Origin of the sequence: Pedobacter sp. V48 (genome assembly GCF_000523515.1) — a bacterium.
Taxonomy (GTDB): domain Bacteria; phylum Bacteroidota; class Bacteroidia; order Sphingobacteriales; family Sphingobacteriaceae; genus Pedobacter.
Window position 1 is genome coordinate 1 of sequence record NZ_AWRU01000033.1, and the last position, 20,721, is coordinate 20,721.

At 37.6% G+C, this 20,721-nt stretch carries 16 protein-coding genes; 10 read left to right on the top strand and 6 right to left on the bottom strand.

The features are described from left to right. Positions 1-499: 499 nt before the first annotated feature. Positions 500-1,813: a DUF3472 domain-containing protein gene (locus N824_RS24350; RefSeq protein ID WP_152542454.1), complete on the top strand. Its 1,314-nt coding sequence runs from the start codon at positions 500-502 to the stop codon at positions 1,811-1,813. A gap of 42 nt (positions 1,814-1,855) precedes the next feature. Here N824_RS24350 and N824_RS24355 read toward each other — a convergent pair whose 3' ends face one another. Continuing rightward, complete coding sequence (locus N824_RS24355; protein ID WP_048907733.1) at positions 1,856-3,121, bottom strand: DUF1501 domain-containing protein; 1,266 nt, start codon at positions 3,119-3,121, stop codon at positions 1,856-1,858. 16 nt (positions 3,122-3,137) lie between these two features. Further along, positions 3,138-5,024 carry a DUF1800 domain-containing protein gene (locus tag N824_RS24360; protein WP_048907734.1) on the bottom strand — a complete coding sequence of 629 codons (1,887 nt, stop codon included), beginning with the start codon at positions 5,022-5,024 and terminating at the stop codon, positions 3,138-3,140. 289 nt (positions 5,025-5,313) lie between these two features. Between N824_RS24360 and N824_RS24365 the strand changes: the two genes are divergently transcribed. The 6 genes from N824_RS24365 (at position 5,314) to N824_RS24390 (ending at position 12,168) form a co-directional block, all read left to right on the top strand. Further along, positions 5,314-6,195, top strand: coding sequence for a cupin-like domain-containing protein (locus N824_RS24365; protein ID WP_048907735.1), 882 nt, complete (start codon positions 5,314-5,316; stop codon positions 6,193-6,195). A gap of 152 nt (positions 6,196-6,347) precedes the next feature. Continuing rightward, the gene (locus N824_RS24370; protein ID WP_048907736.1) at positions 6,348-7,229 is read left to right on the top strand and encodes a cupin-like domain-containing protein; all 882 of its coding nucleotides are present in this window, start codon (positions 6,348-6,350) and stop codon (positions 7,227-7,229) included. A gap of 96 nt (positions 7,230-7,325) precedes the next feature. Next, positions 7,326-8,423 (top strand): VWA domain-containing protein, encoded by a 1,098-nt coding sequence (locus tag N824_RS24375; RefSeq protein WP_048907737.1) that lies wholly within the window; start codon positions 7,326-7,328, stop codon positions 8,421-8,423. Between the two features lie 31 nt (positions 8,424-8,454). Then, complete coding sequence (locus N824_RS24380; RefSeq protein ID WP_048907738.1) at positions 8,455-9,957, top strand: sigma 54-interacting transcriptional regulator; 1,503 nt, start codon at positions 8,455-8,457, stop codon at positions 9,955-9,957. Positions 9,958-9,978: 21 nt separating this feature from the next. Beyond that, complete coding sequence (locus tag N824_RS24385) at positions 9,979-11,256, top strand: metallophosphoesterase (protein WP_048907739.1); 1,278 nt, start codon at positions 9,979-9,981, stop codon at positions 11,254-11,256. Between the two features lie 24 nt (positions 11,257-11,280). Next, on the top strand, positions 11,281-12,168 hold the full coding sequence (locus tag N824_RS24390) for a hypothetical protein (protein WP_048907740.1): 888 nt from the start codon (positions 11,281-11,283) through the stop codon (positions 12,166-12,168). Between the two features lie 7 nt (positions 12,169-12,175). On the opposite strand, the gene N824_RS24395 is transcribed toward N824_RS24390, so the two are convergent. Genes N824_RS24395 through N824_RS24405 form a run of 3 tightly spaced genes read right to left on the bottom strand, consistent with a single transcriptional unit; the run spans position 12,176 to position 16,449 of the window. After that, entirely contained in the window at positions 12,176-12,865 is a 690-nt protein-coding gene (locus N824_RS24395) for a response regulator transcription factor (RefSeq protein WP_048907741.1), read from the bottom strand. A 43-nt stretch (positions 12,866-12,908) separates the two neighbouring features. Beyond that, positions 12,909-14,576 carry a sensor histidine kinase KdpD gene (locus N824_RS24400; RefSeq protein ID WP_048907742.1) on the bottom strand — a complete coding sequence of 556 codons (1,668 nt, stop codon included), beginning with the start codon at positions 14,574-14,576 and terminating at the stop codon, positions 12,909-12,911. 10 nt (positions 14,577-14,586) lie between these two features. Then, positions 14,587-16,449, bottom strand: a complete 1,863-nt coding sequence (locus N824_RS24405) for a prolyl oligopeptidase family serine peptidase (RefSeq protein ID WP_235207277.1) — start codon at positions 16,447-16,449, stop codon at positions 14,587-14,589. A 345-nt stretch (positions 16,450-16,794) separates the two neighbouring features. On the opposite strand from N824_RS24405, the gene N824_RS24410 reads away from it, so the two are divergent. The 3 genes from N824_RS24410 to rfbC are packed head-to-tail and all read left to right on the top strand — an operon-like array spanning position 16,795 to position 19,484. Further along, positions 16,795-18,603 carry a tetratricopeptide repeat protein gene (locus tag N824_RS24410; RefSeq protein ID WP_048907744.1) on the top strand — a complete coding sequence of 603 codons (1,809 nt, stop codon included), beginning with the start codon at positions 16,795-16,797 and terminating at the stop codon, positions 18,601-18,603. Between the two features lie 15 nt (positions 18,604-18,618). Then, positions 18,619-18,921, top strand: a complete 303-nt coding sequence (locus tag N824_RS24415) for a DUF4286 family protein (protein ID WP_048907745.1) — start codon at positions 18,619-18,621, stop codon at positions 18,919-18,921. Positions 18,922-18,929: 8 nt separating this feature from the next. Next, complete coding sequence (gene rfbC / locus N824_RS24420; RefSeq protein ID WP_048907746.1) at positions 18,930-19,484, top strand: dTDP-4-dehydrorhamnose 3,5-epimerase; 555 nt, start codon at positions 18,930-18,932, stop codon at positions 19,482-19,484. 333 nt (positions 19,485-19,817) lie between these two features. On the opposite strand, the gene N824_RS24425 is transcribed toward rfbC, so the two are convergent. Continuing rightward, positions 19,818-20,660, bottom strand: a complete 843-nt coding sequence (locus N824_RS24425; protein ID WP_048907747.1) for a flagellar motor protein MotB — start codon at positions 20,658-20,660, stop codon at positions 19,818-19,820. Between the last annotated feature and the right edge of the window lie 61 nt (positions 20,661-20,721).

Below are 20,721 nucleotides of genomic sequence, written 5' to 3' on the forward strand. Positions count from 1 at the left end.
CTGGTTTACATAAATAGGCAAGCCATATCCATTGGTCTNYMRMTTGGCAGGTACTTTAAAATTATCCCATTTGCTATCGTCAAAATCCGTTTTAAAAAAATCATTCGGACGCTTGCGCGGATCCTGTACCCAATTAAATTTCCACTGCCCATTTAAGGTTAAAAAGTAGTCGGATTTTTCTTTCTCTCTTTTAGATGCCAGGCTTTTGTTTTCAAAAGCAAAAGCTGATGCTCGCATTGGCATTCTATTAACAGAAACTACTTCAGGGGTTTGCAGTTCAGACGGCAATTGCTGCCCAAATACGGCCGAGGTAGCCAATAGTAGAGATAGGGTTGTTAAAAAAGTTCTCATTTGTGTTCTTAGATTGTATTATCCACCCTCGAACCTAATTATATTTTGCCTAAAACATTAGCGCAAACGTTTGACTTAAATTTAGTTTAACATTTTAATTTTGGTTTTCATACATTTAATTCATAACACAAACCGCACATAAATGAACATGAAAAGAACCACCCTGTTTCTGCTTGCATTCCAGTTTTTACTTGGCACGGTTTGCCAGGCAAAGACCCAGAATAGCACAGAACCTGAAACCATTACCATACCGCTTGGCGGGAATGGTTGGGTAAACGAAAACTCAACTGCCAGTATTAAAAAGGAAGGTATTACCAATTGGTCTGCTGCTAGCGATGTAATTACCGTCTACTTTAGAACAGAATCTGCAGGAGAGGCAGAAATTTCTCTAAAATTGAGCGTCCCAGAAGGGAAAAGTAAAATAAGTCTCACTGCAGAGGGCACTACTCTTATGAAAGAAGTAGGTAATCTTGGCTCTGCTGTTGTTAAAATAGGAACTATTACGATTAAACGTCCTGGATACGTAAAGATAGAACTAAAAGGGCTCTCCAAAACAGGAAGCTTTTTTGCAGAGGTATCTGATTTAATCGTAAGCGGCAGCGAAGAACTGCTAAAAGGTGCAGCCTATGTTAAAAACGATGAAGGCAATTACTTTTACTGGGGTCACAGAGGCCCCTCTGTACATTTGGGTTACAAAATACCTGTTGAAGCAGAAAACAATACGGAATGGTTTTACAATGAAATTCAGGTTCCGGTAGGTGAAGATAAATTGGGCACATACTTTATGTCGAATGGCTTTAGTGGCGGATATTTCGGGATGCAGGTAAATTCACCTACAGAGCGCAGAGTATTATTTTCTATCTGGAGCCCATTCTCTACTGACGACCCTAAATCTATTCCCGACAGCATGAAGGTTGTATTGCTTAAAAAAGGAAGCGCAACAAAAACAGGTGAGTTTGGCAATGAAGGTTCTGGTGGCCAGAGCTATATGTTTTATCCATGGAAGGCCGGAAAAAATTATGCTTTTTTAATAAGGGCACAACCCGATAAAGACAAAAAAACGACGATATATACTGCCTATTTTAAGGATTTGGAAAAAGGAAACTGGCAGCTTGTAGCCAGCTTTGAACGTCCAAAATCTGGAGAGTATTTAAAAGGGCTCCACTCTTTCTTGGAAAACTTCTCCCCATCAACAGGCGATCAATCGCGCAAAGCAAATTATAAAAATCAATGGGCTATTGATGCTCAAGGTAACTGGCATGAAGTTACCTCAGCAACGTTTACGGCTGATGCTACAGCAAGAGAGAATTATAGGAAAGATTATGCAGGAGGAACAGAAGGTTCGTCGTTCTTTTTAAAGAATTGTGGTTTTTTTAATGATTTCACTCCAATAAAAACTCCTTTACAAAGAAAACCATCTGGAAAAGAGCATCCTGAAATTGATTTTAAAAAACTGCCATAAAGAAATTTCTGAGGGTGTTTAAAGTAAGTTTGAACACCCTTATCAGCTCATCATTCCTATTTTTGAACCAGTCCAGTCTGGGAACAGCACTTTATCATTATTAATTCTTAAATGCTTGTCGGCGACCTCGCTAAACACAGCCCTAAAATCTGTAGTAACTGCAAGGTCTCTTCCATCCTCGAGGTTTTCAATTGCAAGGGGATTCACAATACCATGTACTAACCCTCCTTTTACTCCATTTCCAAGAATAAAGTTGCAGGAAGCCCTACCGTGATCTGTCCCTCCGGTTCCGTTTTGCTTTACTGTTCGGCCAAACTCAGTCATGGTCATAACCGTTACGTCATCTTGTAGTGTATCTATGTCTGTCCAAAAAGCCATGATACTTTCACTAAGGTCATTTACATTTCTTGCAAAGATTCCGGTTTCTCTTCCTTGGTTAAAGTGAGTATCCCACCCTCCTGATTCAGCAAATGCCACCTCCATTCCTATATTCATTTTTATTAGCTGCGCAATCTGCTTTAAAGAATTTCCTAAAGCCGAGTTGGGATATTCAGCTCCGTTAGTAGGTTTATAATTTTTTACATCTGTTTTTTGAAGCATTTTTATAGCTTCAAAGCTCTCTTTCCCTGTTTCTTTTAATAGACCAGAGGAGGTTTGATCGTAAAGATCTTCAAAGCTTTTTGCAGCCATGTTGGCGCCGTTAACATTTCCTCTCATTTGAATGTTAAAATCTCGCAGACTGCTAATGGCTACTGCCGGATTATCTCCATAAAAAGATCTTGGCAAGGATGAAGTTAAGCTAACTCCTCTAAGGGGTGTTCCTCCATCATGTCCAAGCAAACCAACCGCTCTGTTTAGCCACCCACTTTCTGTGCTCTTTTTAAAAGGCGTGCCTGATTCCATGTAATCCTGTGCATCGAAATGAGACCGTGTATTATTTGGCGAGCCAATACCATGTACTATTCCCATTCTTTTTTCTCTGAATACCTGTTCAAAAGCACTCATTGAAGGGTGTAATCCAAAACGGCCATCCAAATCTATTAACGGTTTATTTGCAGAAGTTTTAGCAGCAGACATAAACAGAGAGGGTCTTGCCGTTTTTAAATATTCATCTGTAAAAGGGGTTACTGCCATTAACCCATCCATGGCTCCCCGCTGAAAAATGCAAACAAGTGTTTTCCTTCTTTCAAAAAGGCCGGGTTGCTTTATTCCAGCAACAGCATCGGCCAGAAAACCTGGTACTCCACCCATCCCTATTCCAAATAAAGCAAGGCCTCCCGCTTTTAAAAATCCCCTTCTTGATGTCATGATAGTTATGTTAAGTCTATTTACGCTGGAATTCAGGAGAGCCAAGAATTACGCCTACTACCTGCGCCAATTCTGAATTCTTCATATCTTCTTTTTTAATTGTTCTACTCTTTTTAATGCCTCCCATAGCTTCAGTGTTGTCAACATTCGATGCTAGAGGAGTGGTTTTCTCAGCTGCTATTTCTACCTTTTTATTTAGATCAGGATCCTTAAGCATGGGCTTCAATCGTTTTATGGTAGCATCAAGATTCCGTTCGGGCATAATGATCTTGCTGTATGTTGCTAAAGCTGCCTCAGCACTTTCGGGTTCATGATTGTTATTTAGAGCGGCCAAATCAACCTTTATTCCTGGAATGCGCTGTGAAGCAAGGGCTAAACCAAAATTCATTCGATTTAATAATGCTCCGGTGTTAATCCAATATTGGCCCCTATCGGGAAATCCTGTCGGCGCCTGATAATAATACATCTTTTGTCCCATTTTATTGATCCAGCTAAACAACTGATATGGCTGTGTAATTTGAGCATCCAAACTTCGTACTGCGCTAATGGCAAGTTCAAAAGGAGACTTTGTTTTTTCCCTTAAAGCATCAACCTTCCAGAACTCTGGAGAAGAAACCATAGTGATTATTACCTGTTTTATATCTCCGTCTGTTTTACTAAATGTTTTTGCCATTCTATCTACAAGCCGTGGAGATGGCTGATCACTCACAAATCTTGTTGCAATCTTTTTTGAGATGAACTTTGCCGTAGAAGGATGATGAGCAAGCATGGTTAATAAAGCTACGCCTTCCTCATATCCACCATTCCCCGGGAATCGCTTACCAAGCACTGTTTTCTCTCCATTATCATGTCGGGTAGGCACAAATAAAAAATCTCCCTGATGCACAAAACCCCGTTTCTCCAGATTCGCCTCTCCTATATTATCTATCAATTTCTTCATTCCTGCACCGTATCCATCTTCACCCATTGGAGCAATAGTCCAGCCGGTTAATACCCTTGCTGCCTGCGTTACGTCAGCCTGAGTATACCCACCATCCACTCCAATTGTATGCAATTCCATTACTTCACGGGCATAATTTTCATTCAGGCCTCCCTGTTTCTTTTTAGCCTGTGCTTTCCTAATCTTATTGCCGCCTTTTATTTGAACGGAATCCCTTCTGCTTGTTGTAATAGGCTGCCCGCTGCTACTAAAATTGTCCAGATAGATAAGCATTGCAGGAGACTTAGCCGTGGCCAGCAGCAAGTCGTTGAACTTACCCGTTACATTGGGTCTGATCACATCCCGTTCAAAAGCAGGAACAAATGAAGCGCATTGGTTTTTCGTTAAAGAAACATTAAAGTGATTGAACCAAAAATCGGCAAGTAACTCCCTTAATTGATTATTCGTATAAGCCGCTCTTAAAATTTTCTGATTAATAAACTGACGATATAGCTCTTGTTGGGGCTTTAGTCCGTTCATTTCCATATAATCTTTAATCTGTTTTTTATACGTCGCCTGATTTCCTTTATTTACCGAGTCTTTATCTATAGCTCCATCTTTAATGGCCATACGCAATACTCTTGCTGATCTGGGATATTTATTTTCTACATCAGTATTACTTAAATTGATATCGTCAAATTGGGCTAACATTTTATCCAGCTCTTCATCTTGTAAGCTGCCTTCCAGCTGCTGCATAAACCATTTCTCTAAACCTATTTTCAGAACACGATCTACATCTCCGGCCTTAGGGCCGTAAGTAAATCTGCTTAACAGGTGTTCCGCGGCCTGTCGCTCACTTAGTCCTGCTTGCTTGTAAGGGAATTTCAATTTTACAGTACCTGGTTCCTTTTGAAAAGAAGAGCATAGGGTGATAAAGAACAAAACAAATACAAAAGAGAAGAGGATCTTAATGGATGTTTTCATAACTGTCTTGTTGGATCATGTTGATATGACAATTAAAACGTCAAAAAGATTAATCAGCATATAACTTATTATGAAATAGAGAAATCCGTCATTAAAATTTGATCGTATATATATTTATAAGCGTTGAAAATTTCATTGGAGTAAGACTTTAGGGTGGTGATCAATATGGCCGGTGTAATTAAAAAGCATCGGCTTTTTTGTTTTGTCAGGGATTTTTAATTTTTGAATTCTGCAATTCCCTTCACTATCGTTTTTCAATAATTTTGCTTTGTCTTAATATTGAATTAACATGAAGTTTGACTTATCACCAATCCATATCGTTAATGATATTTCCAAAGAGGAATTCGAAAAGAACTACTTAAACGCCCGCAAACCACTGATTATAAAAAACATGTCGAAGACATGGCCTGCATATGATAAGTGGAATTTAGACTACATGAAATCTGTTGTCGGCGATAGGACCGTTCCCTTATATGACAGCTCTAAAGCTGATCCTTCAAAACCGATTAATGCTTCAGCGGCTAAAATGAAGTTCGCAGATTATGTAGAATTAATTAGAAACACACCTACCGACCTTCGCATTTTTTTGTTTGACCCCATTAAACAAGCTCCTAAATTACTGGATGACTATCGTGCACCGAAAGAATTGATGGGCGGTTTCCTGGACAGCTATCCAAACATGTTTTTTGGTGGAAAAGGTTCCGTTACTTTTTTGCACTATGATATAGATCTTGCTCATATTTTTCATACCCATTTTAACGGCCGCAAATATGTGATCCTTTTTGAAAACAAATGGAAAGAGCGCCTTTATCAAATTCCATATGCTACTTATGCATTAGAGGATTACGATGTTGAAAAGCCAGACTTCGATAAATTTCCGGCACTGCAAGGTGTTAAAGGAGTTGAAGCATTTCTGGAGCATGGCGACACTTTATTTATGCCTACTGGTTACTGGCATTGGATGAAATATCTTGATGGGTCTTTTTCTATTAGCTTAAGGGCCTGGGACAAATCATTAGCGGTAAAAGTAAAAAGTTTATATAATCTTACTCTTCAGCGTAAGTTTGATGATTTTATGAAAGCTAATTTCAGAGAAAAGTATATGACCTGGAAAGAGAATCTGGCTATCAAACGAGCAAACAGAGCGCTCGCCAGTCAACTGCCCTATTAACAATGATCTTATCTTAATTTATTTGAAAGAGCAGCTATGAAATAAATTAAGAATGACGTTATGAAGAGAAGGATTTTTTTATCTAAGTTTGTTCTAAATAAGGTCGGTAAACAGGCATTTCGCCGTTAACACGTATCTTATCATTAAAACTTATGAGTTTTATTTTAAAGCCGGTAGATACCGTTGAGAGCATCAGCCCCGCTGATTTTAAAAAAAATTATTTAGATGCCAGACGCCCTTTGATCATTAAAGGACTGACTAAAACATGGCCGGCAAGAGAAAAATGGACAACCGACTATTTAAAAGAAATAGGAGGAGATCTGAAGGTTAGTTTGATGGACAATTCTAAAGCTGATCCGTCAAAACCGATTAATGCATCTGTAGCAGAGATGAGATTTGGGGATTATCTTGATCTTATTAAATCTAAACCAACAGAACTGAGAATCTTTTTCTTTAACCTGTTTAAACATATTCCTAACCTGGTAAATGATATTGTTATTCCTAAAGATCTAATGGGAGGCTTTATTGAAAGCATGCCTGCTATGTTTTTTGGAGGATCTAACTCGGTTACCTTTTTACATTACGATATAGATTTGCCTCACCTTTTCCATACCCACTTTGGCGGAAGAAAGCACATTATCCTTTTTGATAACAAATGGAAGAAGCGCTTGTATTGCATCCCTAATGCAACCTATGCATTAGAAGATTATGACGTAGCCAACCCTGATTTTGAGAAATTCCCTGCACTTAAGGGAGTTGAAGGTTATGAAGTTTTTCTTGAACACGGTGATACCCTGTTTATGCCTACCGGTATGTGGCATTGGATGAAATATCTTGACGGCTCTTTTTCGTTAAGCCTAAGAGCGTGGGATGCGTCAATTACAAGAAAGGCTCAGAGTGTATTTAACCTTGCTATTAAAGGAGGTGTTGACAGCATTTTGAAAATGGCATTTAAAGCTCCTTACGCTAAGTGGAGAGAACGCCTGGCAATAAAAAGAGCTGAGAGAGCATTGGCAAACGGCAGCCCTAAATAGGCTGCCGAAACTTCTCTGCCTGAGGTATTTTTACAACTGGATAACATTATTAACACCTCAAACTTTTACCTTCGATAATTCGTTTATAATGAATATATGAGAGGTTTCCATTTTTCCAATTTCCAGCCCGATGATTTACCGAAAGGTGGCTTTGATGAATTGCTTAAGCTTTTCACCCAGCTATTGAATTATACTGCAGGCGATGCCGGGGAGGCATTGGCCTGGATGAACGAGCTGGACAAGAAATACAAGTTCACAAATAACGAATATGGGATGGGTGATTTTATTGATGACCTTAAGGAAAAAGGTTATTTGAAAGAGAACCCGGCAAATGGCGACTTGAGTATAACTGCCAAAACAGAGCAAACCATACGTAAATCTGCCCTTGAAGAGATATTCGGCCAACTAAAAAAAGCTGGGAAAGGTAACCACAACACCAATATATCAGGCATTGGCGAAGAGAAAAATGCAGACAGAAGAGAATTTACTTTTGGTGACAGTTTAGATCAGATAGACATTACTGCGTCAATTCAGAATGCCCAAATAAACCACGGCATTGCTAACTTTACGTTAACAGAGCGAGATCTGGAAGTAGAGGAAAAAGACTATAAGACCCTTACATCGACCGTACTGATGATAGACATATCACATTCTATGATTCTATATGGCGAAGACAGGATAACACCTGCCAAAAAAGTAGCCATGGCGCTTGCAGAGCTCATCAAAACCAGATACCCTAAAGACACCCTCGATATCGTTGTGTTTGGCAATGATGCATGGCCTATATCAATTAAGGATTTGCCATATTTACAAGTAGGTCCTTACCATACAAATACTTTTGCCGGATTGGAATTGGCAGCCGATTTACTACGTCGTCGTAAAACCCATAACAAACAGATTTTCATGATTACTGATGGTAAACCGACTTGTTTAAAGGAAAATGGCAGGTATTATAAGAACAGTATGGGGCTTGACAGAAAGGTAGTTAATAAAACCTTAAATATGGCGGCTCAATGCAAACGACTCAATATCCCAATTACTACGTTTATGATAGCCCAGGATCCTTACCTGCAACAATTTGTACGGGAATTTACACAGATCAACGGAGGAAGGGCATTCTATAGTTCCTTAACCGGCCTTGGAGAATACATATTTGAAGATTATATAAAGAACAGACGGAAAACAGTCAGATAAGTTCTAAGCGCTCAATTCGAAAAGATAAGACATGGATTACAACAACATAAAAACCCTTGGCCAACTAAAGGCCTCAAGCTATAAATCATTATCGGTAAAAGACGAGCTTCGTAAGAATCTGATCGTTCAGCTTAAAAATAAGGACGCTGGATTTGAAGGCATTTTAGGGTATGATGAAACCGTGATTCCGGAATTGCAAACGGCTATTCTGTCGCGCCACAATATTTTATTGTTGGGTTTACGTGGTCAGGCAAAAACACGTATCGCCAGGCTAATGGTAAATCTTTTAGACGAGTATATTCCATACGTAAGCGGAAGTGAAATTTTTGATGATCCATTGAATCCTATTTCATGGTACGCAAAACATGAAATATTAATTCATGGCGACAATACCCCGGTTAGCTGGCAACACCGTAGCGAAAGATATACTGAAAAACTGGCTACTCCCGATGTAACTGTAGCCGATTTGATTGGAGATGTTGATCCAATTAAAGCTGCTACCTTAAAATTAACGTACAACGACGAACGGGTAATTCATTTTGGTTTAATACCCAGAGCTCATAGAAGCATCTTTGTAATTAATGAGCTGCCCGATTTGCAAGCGCGCATACAGGTGGCATTATTTAATATGCTACAGGAAAAAGACATTCAGATAAGAGGTTTCAAGTTACGCTTGCCACTAGATGTACAATTTGTTTTTACTGCAAACCCGGAAGATTATACCAATAGAGGCTCTATTGTGACGCCGCTGAAAGACCGCATAGAAAGTCAAATCCTAACCCACTATCCTAAAACCATTGACATTTCCAGAAAGATAACCTTCCAGGAAGCAAAAATAACAGAAGAGCAAAAAGCGAATATTGAGGTAGATGGCCTGGTGAAAGATCTTATAGAACAAGTTGCATTTGAGGCCAGAAAAAGTGAGTTTATTGATCAAAAATCAGGGGTTTCAGCAAGGTTAACCATAACCGCTTATGAGAATCTCATTAGTACGGCAGAACGAAGAATGTTGATTAATGGAGAGAAAAGTACATCCATAAGACTTTCTGACCTGGTAGGCATTATTCCAGCAGTAACCGGAAAAATTGAACTGGTTTACGAAGGTGAGTTGGAAGGACCTGCAAAGGTTGCGAATACACTCATCGGCAAAGCAATTAAAAGTTTATTTGCTCGCTATTTTCCTGATCCGGAAAGAGCCAAAAAAAGTAAAACCGCTAACCCATACACTAACATAACCGAATGGTTCACAGATGGAAACACACTAGATATAGCCGACTCCCTTACACAGGAAAAGTACGAAAAGCAGCTTAGGGAGGTTAACGGTCTATACGATCTGGTTAAGAAATTTCATCCTAAACTAAGCGAAAACCAAACCTTATTGCTAATGGAATTTGTACTGCATGGTTTAGCGGAATATTCACAATTAAACAAAAAATATCTTGAAGGGGGATTCGGATTCTCAGATATGTTTGAAAGCTTATTTAACACCGAACTTGGTGATGATGATGACGAGGATGATATTAATTTCAGGTAATTTTATTAATAAAACACTTAAATGGGACGACTACCCGCACTTATAATTTTATCTGTTTTACTTCTGGCTTTCGATTACTACTGTTATCGGGCAATACTATCCGTATTTAAAAAATGGAAGCCAACTACAAAAAAACTGTTCTCAATAATTTGGTGGACATACACCGGTATTCTTGTAATAGGTGTGTTTGCAGCAATTTATGTCCCTTCTTACTTACCTTTATATTTAAGCCTGCGGTCTGTTATTCTTGTTGCATTCTTTTTAACCTTGGTCTGTAAAATAGTAATGCTGCCATTTTTATTAATTGATGACATAAGGAGATTATTTGTTAAAATAAACAGGTCCTTCAAAAGTAAAAGCACAGCTGTTTTAACTGAAAGAGAGCCCCAAACTATGGTTGGAGAACCTATAAGTAGGTCGTCGTTTATTATAAAAGCTGGGTTAATCACAGCTGCTATTCCCTTGACTTCTCTTACCTGGGGCATTTCTTCTGGCGCCTATGATTATAAAATAAAAAGGAGGACTTTAGTACTCCCGAACCTCCCAAAGGCTTTTGAAGGAATCAGATTTGGTCAGATCTCGGATATCCACTCTGGAAGTTTTTATAATAAGAAGGCGGTACAGGGTGGTGTAGACATGCTCCTGGCAGAAAAACCTGACTTTATCTTTTTCACAGGAGATCTTGTTAACGATATGGCCACTGAGATGCGCGACTATCAGGATCTGTTCAGTAAAGTCAAAGCACCTCTCGGAGTGTATTCCGTCCTCGGAAATCATGACTATGGCGATTATCATTTTGGTGGCGCACCATCAGCTGCTAAAGCTAGGAATCTGCAGGACGTAATTAAAACCCATAAAGTAATGGGTTGGGATTTACTGATGAATGAGCACCGACGCTTAAAGATAGACGGCGAGGAGATTGGGATATTAGGGATTGAGAATTGGGGAATGGGCCGTTTTCCAAAGTATGGACGGATGGACCTGGCAACTAAAGACACAGATGATCTGCCTGTAAAGCTATTACTATCCCACGATCCATCGCATTGGAGGCAGGAGGTTTTGAAAAAGTATCCACAAATAGATGCCATGTTTAGTGGCCATACTCATGGCATGCAGTTTGGCGTAAGAACTGAACATTATCAATGGAGCCCTATTCAATACATATACAAAGAATGGGCCGGTCTTTACAAGGAACAAAATCAACAGCTTTATGTAAATGTTGGTTATGGTTTTCTAGGTTACCCGGGAAGGGTTGGAATTTTACCGGAAATAACGATATTTGAATTGAAGCGGGCCTAATTAAATTAAACTGCTTCTCTGCAAATGATTAAAAGAATACTACTTTCTATTCTTGATTTCCTGCTATTTAGCAACCTGTTTATAGGTATTTGTGCCGTTGCCCAGGGTTTGGTAACCTATCACCTTTTACATGTCCCTGCAGATAAGTATATACTAGCATTCTTATTCTTTGCTACTGTAGGTCTTTACAACTTTAGCATGCTATTAGCCAAGCCTAAAGACCCGGGAAATTCACCATACATTAGAGTTAGATGGATATTTTCACACCATCGCCTAATCATTTCAATTACACTGATTTGTATTTTGTGTTTAATTCCGCTCGGCTTATGGTATTTAAGCCTCGAATCCAAGCTACTGATGGTTTTCACCGGATTAATGGCTGTTGGCTACAATGTTCCTTTCCTAACCTTAAATAAGCAGCAAATCGGTTTAAGAAATATCCCCGGAATTAAGCTATTTCTGATCGCTCTTGTTTGGTCTATAAGCAGTGTATTACTACCAATAGTTGAACTCGAACGCAGCTATCAGATCAATATCTCCTCGGCCGAAACCCTTTTACTTGTAGCCAAACGCTTCTTATTTATTGCGGCCATTACTGTTCCATTTGACATCCGAGATTTGTTTCAAGATAAACTGTATGCCCTTAAAACAATTCCTGTAATGCTTGGAGAAAAAAAAGCGTATATCTTCTGCCAATTTTTACTCAGCCTCTATGTCTTGCTGTTAATTCTATTCAGGCAGGCAACAATTGGAGACATCCTTGCCCTTACCTTAACAATTATCTTAACGGGTTGGCTGATCTTTAAATCCAATATCAAAAAGAATGAATACTACTATTTCTTCTATCTTGATGGAACCATGCTTCTGCAATACCTTGCATTACTAATGGTTACTTGGTTTACACAGTTATAAAAATAAGTTAGGCTGGGTTAAAGCGATACCCAACACCTCTTACCGTTTGAAGTAACTGCGGATTATCAGGATTAAGCTCTATTTTTTTGCGTAAGCGCACAATATGCATATCAAGCGTTCTGGTATTCACATCAGAATTATATCCCCAAACCACTAGCATAAGCTCATCTCGGTTAATTACCTTATTCGGATTTCTTAAAAAGTAAAGTAAAATTCTGTTTTCAAGAATTGTAAGTTCTATCTTTTTCCCGTTTCTGAATAATGTATGTATATTAGGATGATGTTCCATATTTCCGAAACGATGGATCTCTGAACGATCATTATTAAGCAGATATTTAACCTTACTATCTAGCATTGCAACCAGAACATCCATATTAAATGGTTTAGTTACATAATCTGAAACTCCAAAATTATAAGCATCTATCTTATCAACATCCTGAGCCTTAGCCGTCATCATGATGATCAAATTCTCGAATCCCTGTTTTCGTACTTCTTCACAGACGTCGGCTCCCTGTTTACCAGGTAACATCCAATCTAAAAGAACAATATCCGGCTGCTCATCCATTATCATTTTCTCGGCAGTCAAACCATCACCAACCTCCAAAACTTCATATCCTTCAGCTTTTAAACGATGTACAACAAGAAAGCGTAAATTCTCGTCATCTTCAACTATCAGTATTTTAATTCCCTTAGACATATTTTTTTATTTATTTCAATATAAATGCAAATGTATAATGACACTAGTCATTATATGGCAATACAATTTTAAACTCCGTTCCTTTATCAACTTTACTTTTTACTGTAATCTCGCCACTCATAAAGTTAACGAGTTCCTTACAGAAAGCCAAACCCAGACCAACGCTCCCGTTCTGGTTGTACTGGTTTTGTATGCGGAAAAACTTCTTAAATATATTATTAATTTCTGATGAAGGAATTCCTATTCCCTGATCCGCAAATCGGAATACTACTCTTCCCTTAATAAGTCTAGCAGAAATATGAAGCCGTTTCCGCTCTAATGGCGAATACTTATAAGCGTTTTCTGCCAAGTTATCAAAAAGGCTTCCCAGTAATACTGGATCTGTAACGAACGTTTTGAATCCGCTTATATCAAAGGTAAAGTCAAAATCCGGATGCTTAAGTCGATGTGATTCAACAGTACTTTCAATAAAATCATTAATATTAATTTTCTCGGAGTTTAGCTGTATCGCCTTATTTTCAATTTGGGTAAAAGCAAGTAACTTATTCATTAAACCATTGAGCTTATCGGCCTCTTCATCAAGAATTTTTCCATAAAGTTTTAATTCTCTTTCGGTTAAACTTGAAGCACTTTTAATATTGTTTCCTGCAATCTTAATTACACTTACCGGAGTTTTAAATTCATGGGTAAGGTTATTCATAAAATCGTACTGCAGTTTAAACATCTTCTGATTAATATTTAGGTTTCTATAGATCAGAAACGCCACCAATACCAAAATGCTATAAAACAACAATACAGCCAAAGCAATGGGAAGGAAATAACTGAGAATTTCCTTATCAATAAATGATTTAGAGGATATAAAATAAAGCTTAAAATCTGAAAATGGCCCTGGCAAGGTTATCTCAGTAGTAACATATAATGAAGAGGTTTCAAGGGGATCATATGTTAATGGTTCAATTTTGATGTATTGATATAACAGAGGCCTTGAGTTAATGATCTTGATTTTATATGGATCCAATTGAAAAGAAAGCATATCCTGCTGATAAATCGGCTGTGGATTTAAAGACTTTCTCATCATTGTTTTGTACATTTTAAGATCCTCTATCCTTGGGATATTCAAATAGGTAATCTTATTAGACCGTACATTACTGAAGTTACTAAACAGCTCATCCTGGCTGGGTACACGTGTTGTATCCAAACTCTCGATATAAGAGACCAACTTTAATGCCAAAGCATTAAAATCGTCTCCTGCAATGAAATTACGGGTATTATCACTCGAGAAAAGCTTAACCGAATCCATTGGAACCAAACTTCCAAACTGATAAATACTTTTAGGGCCAAAAGAGAACTTTCCGATATTTAAACCATCCGTTACCGGGGTGTTTTTAACTTCAGAATCATAAAATATTACCTTCGATACAAATGGGTACTCCAGCAGTACAGTGTCAACAAAGTTAGATGCGGTGGCCGAGTCCAGATAACCATTATAATAAGAAACCTCAGGTAGCTTTTTCTGAAAGAAATCATTGTACGGCCTAATACTTTGTTCAAGTACATTTACTTTTTCAGAAACAAATTGGTTCTCGATATACTTTGTACTAAACCTGTAAGCTAGTAAAAGAGATAACATAAACAGCACCAACATCAAAATGATGAAAGTGAGTATTAATGGAAAATTCTTACGATAACCGCTTTTCTTCTCTGAAGACATGAGGTTGAATTTACTTCTTTTTTAGGTTAACTTCTAAAAACGATTCAAGAGCAGTATATAGTTTTTGTCGCCCCTCATCATTTTTACTATAGAATGGATCACCATCATTTTCCAAATAAGTTACGCTTATATTTCTCTTTTGGAGATTTTTAACGAACTGTATGGTTTCACCAGCATTTATATTCGGATCCTTAGTGTTTTGAGCAATAAACAAAGGTTTCTCTATCCTATCTACCTGAAACAAGGGAGAAGACTGGCGCATTCTATCTACATCAGTCAGTGGATTTCCTATAACCTCGTAGTACATTTGTAATTTTGGCTTTAAAAATGGTGGTATTGATTTCAAATAAGTGAATAAATTAATCACCGCAGAATTTGAAGCACCACATGCATAGGTCTTGTTCTCGGAGTATAAACCATTAAGTGCAATGTATCCGCCAAACCCGGTTCCATATATTCCAATCCTTTTAGGATCGGCAATTTTTTTACTGATCAGCCACTTAACACCATCATTAATATCATGTTGTATTTTACATCCCCACTCTTTAAAACCAGCAGCCATAAAAGCTTTACCATAACCTGTAGACCCTCTGTAATTTACCTGAAAAACAGCATACCCTCTGTTTGCAAGAAACTGTACTTCTGGATTATAGCCCCATATATCTCTTGCCACAGGCCCATCGTGAGGCAGTACCACCACAGGCAAATTCTCAGCTTTCACTTTTAAAGGTAATGTTAGATATCCCTCTATTTTCATTCCATCTCTTGATACATAGCTGATAGGCCTCATCTCACACATTTCTTCTTCATTAATGGCTGAATTGAAATCGCTCAATTTTCGTATTTTTCCCGTTTCAGAAAAATAAAGATAGTAGGAACCCGGATTGCGATCGGTAAATGTTCTTACTATAAAAACGGTCTCTGCTTTATCCCTATCTATTATCCTCGTTTCTGTTTTAGGGAGTAATTTATCCAGGTTAGTATAAATTAATTTTACAGAATCATCCAGATAATGTTTCTCCTTTTTCCAGGTTTCATAAACAACGAAAGACATTTTCTGCTTTTTTCGCGAGTATTGGGCATCAGTTATATTTATCGTCTCATCACCAAACAAAACCTTAATCTCTTTCCCTGTTTTACAATCAAGCTCAACAAGTGCCCCCTTATCACGATTTACATTAGAAATAGCATAAATAACGTTTAGTTTGTTTTTAGCAAAAGCTATCGGTCTTAAGGTGTTTTTAAAGTTATTGGTCACTATTGGCTTAAATACATCGTTTTCACTTTCCCTGTATAACAATGTTTCATTTACACCATCACTGCTTGTTGCCAATCGGAGTTTACCTTCAGAATCTGTTGTCCAGTCTGTAATATTTCCTGGGTTTTTTGCGGCCATTTGCATTTCCCCGTTGCGGACATTTAAACGATAAACATCAAAAACCGTTGAATCTCTTTTGTTAGACGACACCAGTAGGTATTTGTCGTCCATCAATTGATCATCAAGAACCTTTATTCTACTCTTTTCGTTATTCGTTAACTGCCGCTCATTATTACCATCTTTATTAATGATAAATATGTCAGAGAGCCGCAGTGCAGGATCCGTTTCTTTATAATAAATGAGCTCATCCTTACTTACCCAAAAATAGAAGATAATGCTCTTTTCCTTCAATTGCGTTATCTTTTTTCCTTTCCCCGTCTCAATATCCTCAACATATAAGTTTTGATTCTTGCCCTCTAATTTCAGATACGACAAGTTCCTGGCATCTGGTGAAACCCTGTACCCTATTCTGTTTTGCGATTTAAAAAAATCGTCGATAGGCATTATTCTTACTCCCTCCTTTTGTGTGCAGGCTAAAGCAAAAAGTGATAACAAAAGAAAAAAATACTTTTTAAATATAACCATATCATTTTTCTGCTTACAAAGCTACGGAACCCTGCCAGTGTAAATCAGTTTACACCAATATTGTTACCTTAAACCCCCATTTTAATATGCTCAAAATAAATTAAATATTTAACTAATATGAATTATCAATTACTTAGAAACAATCTTTAAAACCCTTGAAATCAATAATTGCCTCATAACCAAAGAAAATAAATATTAAATAATAGAAAACATTCTTTGAGTAACATTTAAAATACGCTCTTATGTTTTTACCAATAGAAAGGAAATTAGAATTCAAATCATTATTTTAGGGACTCTATTGATAGCCCATCCCCAATGAAAAAGTTAATTTTAATCTTATTATTCTCTTATACAAGCTTTCTTTGCGCAGCTCAAAGCAATGCAGATGAGGGATTGGCTTTTCAATATTACCAGCAAGGTCAGTATCAGGAAGCCTCTGTTTTACTAGAGAAATTATTCAACACGACTAAGAATGATACTTATTTTGACCTCTGGTATACCTCTCTTATTAAGCTCAAAAAACTAGATGATGCCGAAAAGATTGCCAAGAAACTTATTAAACAAAATCCAAAAAACTTACATTATACAATGGCTCTTGCCCGGGTTTACCAGGAAAAGGGACAAATAGATGCTGCAAATAAAGCATACTCGGAAACGCTAAACAATTTACCGGCAGATGAGTTTAGGATAAGAGAGGTTGCTAATATATTTTATGGCTTTCAGGCATATGATCTCGCAATATCAACCTTCTTACAAGGAAGAAAGATCCTTAACAATGAAAAGATTTTCACTTACGAACTTTTAAGTATATATCGTTTTAAAAAGGATAAGAACATGCTTGTGCAAGAATACATTAATGCGCTTGCTCAAATGCCTGAATTATTACCCCAGGCGGAAAGTGTACTTTCTTCTATTTTAGAAGACAACGCTGATTACCTCATTTTACAAGCTGCCTTGTTAAAAAAAATACAGAAGGAACCACAAACAGAGATTTATACCAAACTTTTAATATGGCAATACCTTCAACAACAAGAATATGAAATGGCATTAAGGCAGCTAATAGCGCAAGATAGGCGGGTTAAGGATGATGGCGCTATATTATTCAATACCGCCAATACTTTTATTGCCAATCAAGCTTATACTACCGCTATAAAGGCGTTTGAATACATCGTAAGTAAGGGCAAGGAGAATCCTTATTTTTTACCTGCAAAGGTCGAAATGATAGATGCAAAATATCAGCTGGTAATTACCGGACAGTTCGATAGGAAAGCAATTACAGATCTTGTAGCCGAATACTCTTCTATAATTGAAGAGTATGGGAAAACTGCCCAAACGGTTTTTGCGATGAAGAAACTGGCTAACTTAAAAGCATATTATCTTAACGACTTACCCACGGCTGAAAAAACGTTAGAAGACGCATTAACTATCACGGGCCTGTCTGCTGCCGAAACAGGACAAATGAAACTCGATCTTGGCGATATCTATATACTAACACAACAACCTTGGGAGGCTTTTTTAATTTACGAACAGGTAGCTAAGCAGTTTGAAAACCAAGCTGTAGGAAACGAAGCTCATTTCCGGTCGGCCAAACTTTCCTTTTATCAAGGCAATTTCTCCTATGCAAAATCCCAGGCAGATGTTTTAAAGGCATCAACTTCCCAATTAATTGCTAATGATGCATTAAATTTGAGTTTAATGATTTCAGATAATCTGCAATCTAAGGTAGACAGTAATGCACTTAAAATGTATGCTGATGCGGAGATGCTTCAGTTTCGAAATCTTCCGGCAAAGGCTCTGATAAAACTGGACAGCATTGCAATTGCCTTTCCAAACAATAGCTTAACTGATGATATATTAATGGCAAAATCCAGAATATATATCAAAACAAATGAAATAAATAATGCTGTAAAGGTCCTTAAAGAACTGATAGACCAACAAGGAACCAGTCTGTGGGCCGACGATGCGCTATTTACATTAGCAGACTTATATGAGAAAAACCTGAAGAATAATGAAGAAGCTAAGGCCTTATATCAGAAACTGATTAGTGATTATCCGGGTAGTATGTTTACCACAGAGGCCCGTAAGCGTTTTAGGAAACTTCGTGGGGATAATATTGGTACATAGTTCTATCTTTGCACCATGTTATTATACAATGTAACCACAATTATCGAAGATAACTCAGCAGATCGCTGGCTTCAATGGATGCAGGAGATCCACATTCCACAAGTAATGCAAACAGGATTATTTGTATCCAACAGGCTTCTTAAAGTAGTTGACTCTCCAAATGAAGGTGTAACATACTGCGCACAGTATATAGCCGAAAACATGGATAATTATTTAGCCTACCAGGATAAATTTGCACCTGCTTTACTAGCCGAGGTGAATGAAAATTTTAAAAATCAGCAGGTGTCCTTTACCTCTCTGATGGAATATATCGCTTAATCCCATTTATGAATATTATAGAGACTCCCATTGCTAACCTTCTGGTTATTGAGCCCAAGGTTTGGAAAGACAACCGAGGATATTTTTACGAAAGCTACAATTCAAAGTTGTTTTCAGACGCTGGTATTGATGCTACCTTTGTACAAGACAATCAATCTTTTTCTCAGAAGGGGGCTTTACGAGGACTTCATGCTCAAAAAACTCCATTTGAGCAAGGCAAGTTAGTAAGAGTTTTACAAGGGAAAGTTTTAGATATAGCAGTAGATATCAGAAAAGAATCTGAAACTTTTGGCCAATATTTCAGCATAGAACTTAGTGGTGATAACCATAAACAATTATGGGTTCCACCAGGATTTTTGCATGGTTTTTTAACGCTTGAAGATGATACTATTTTCACCTATAAAGTAACTAATTACTATGATAAGGCCTCCGAAATTGGTGTGATCTGGAATGATGTCGATATCAATATCGATTGGAATAGCAGTATTGGAAAAGAAGATCTGATCCTCTCTGACAAAGACCTTGTATTGCCCGCTTTTAAAGATTTTGATAGCCCTTTTTAAAGATTATACTTACTACTAGTCCTGTAATTGTTCTGTTCAACGTGCTTAGTCTTTTCTTTGACATCTGGGTGGCGGAGGTCCACAATACACCTTTCACAAGGGCACGGACCTCCGGTATACCTATAATACAGCTATGTAACCCGTATGTAACGCCTGTTATTACTTAACCTGAACCATGTCTTATCTTAAAATGGCTATACAGCCAGGTGCAAGGAGTGGCTAAAATTACCCGAGTTAAAAAATGTGCTTCGTAATATGCGCTCTGTGCGTTTTATGCGCAATAATACATTTTATGCGTTCTAGACGTTCTGTGCGTTTTCAGAATAATTGACATTATTGTTTGATCAAATCATACAACTCATCCAATTTAGGCGAAAGGACAATCTCAATTCTACGATTCTTGCTTCTACCCTCTGCTGTTGTATTGGCATCCAACGGCTGAAATTCGCCTTTCCCAGTTGCTGTCATACGCACACTCTCAACCTTACTAACTTCTGTCAGGTAACGCACCACCGATGTTGATCGCAAAACACTTAAATCCCAATTGTCTTTAATTTGTCCGAGGTTAGTGATTTTTTGAGAGTCTGTATGGCCTTCAACAGCGATGTTAATTTCAGGTTGTTGTTTTAATACATCTGCCAATTGACTTAGTGCTTGTTTTCCTTTCTCGTCAATAATAATACTTCCAGAAGGGAATAGCAATTTATCAGTAAGAGAAACATATACTTTACCGTTTCTAATTTCCACAGTCAAACCATTTTTAGTAAATCCTAAAAGAGCCTGTTGCAGTTTTTCTTTTAATTGATTGGTAGCCTCATCACGTTTACGTAATATCTCTTCCACTTCTTTTAACCGTTGCTCGCGTGTTTTTAAATCATTAGAAAGCTTGCTGATTTCCGTAGAACTCTTGTTCTTTAATTTAGCATAGTTGCTGTCCATTTCAGAATACTTGTTCTTCAGATCATTTAATGCACTGCTTAATCCGGTAGTATCCTTTTTTAACCTTGCAATCAGACCTTCCAGATTTTCATTTTTTAATTGCGACTCTCCCCATCCTGTTTTTAATGAATCCTGTGTTGCTAATAATGATTTATACTTTTTAGGAGATAGAACTACGCAGGAAGTGAATGCACTGGCAAGCAGCCCAACGAATAAGAATAAGCTAATTTTTTTCATTAATGTGTTATTAATTTAGTGATCAAGAAAGTTCGCGCAAGCCCATCAATTGAGCTCTAAC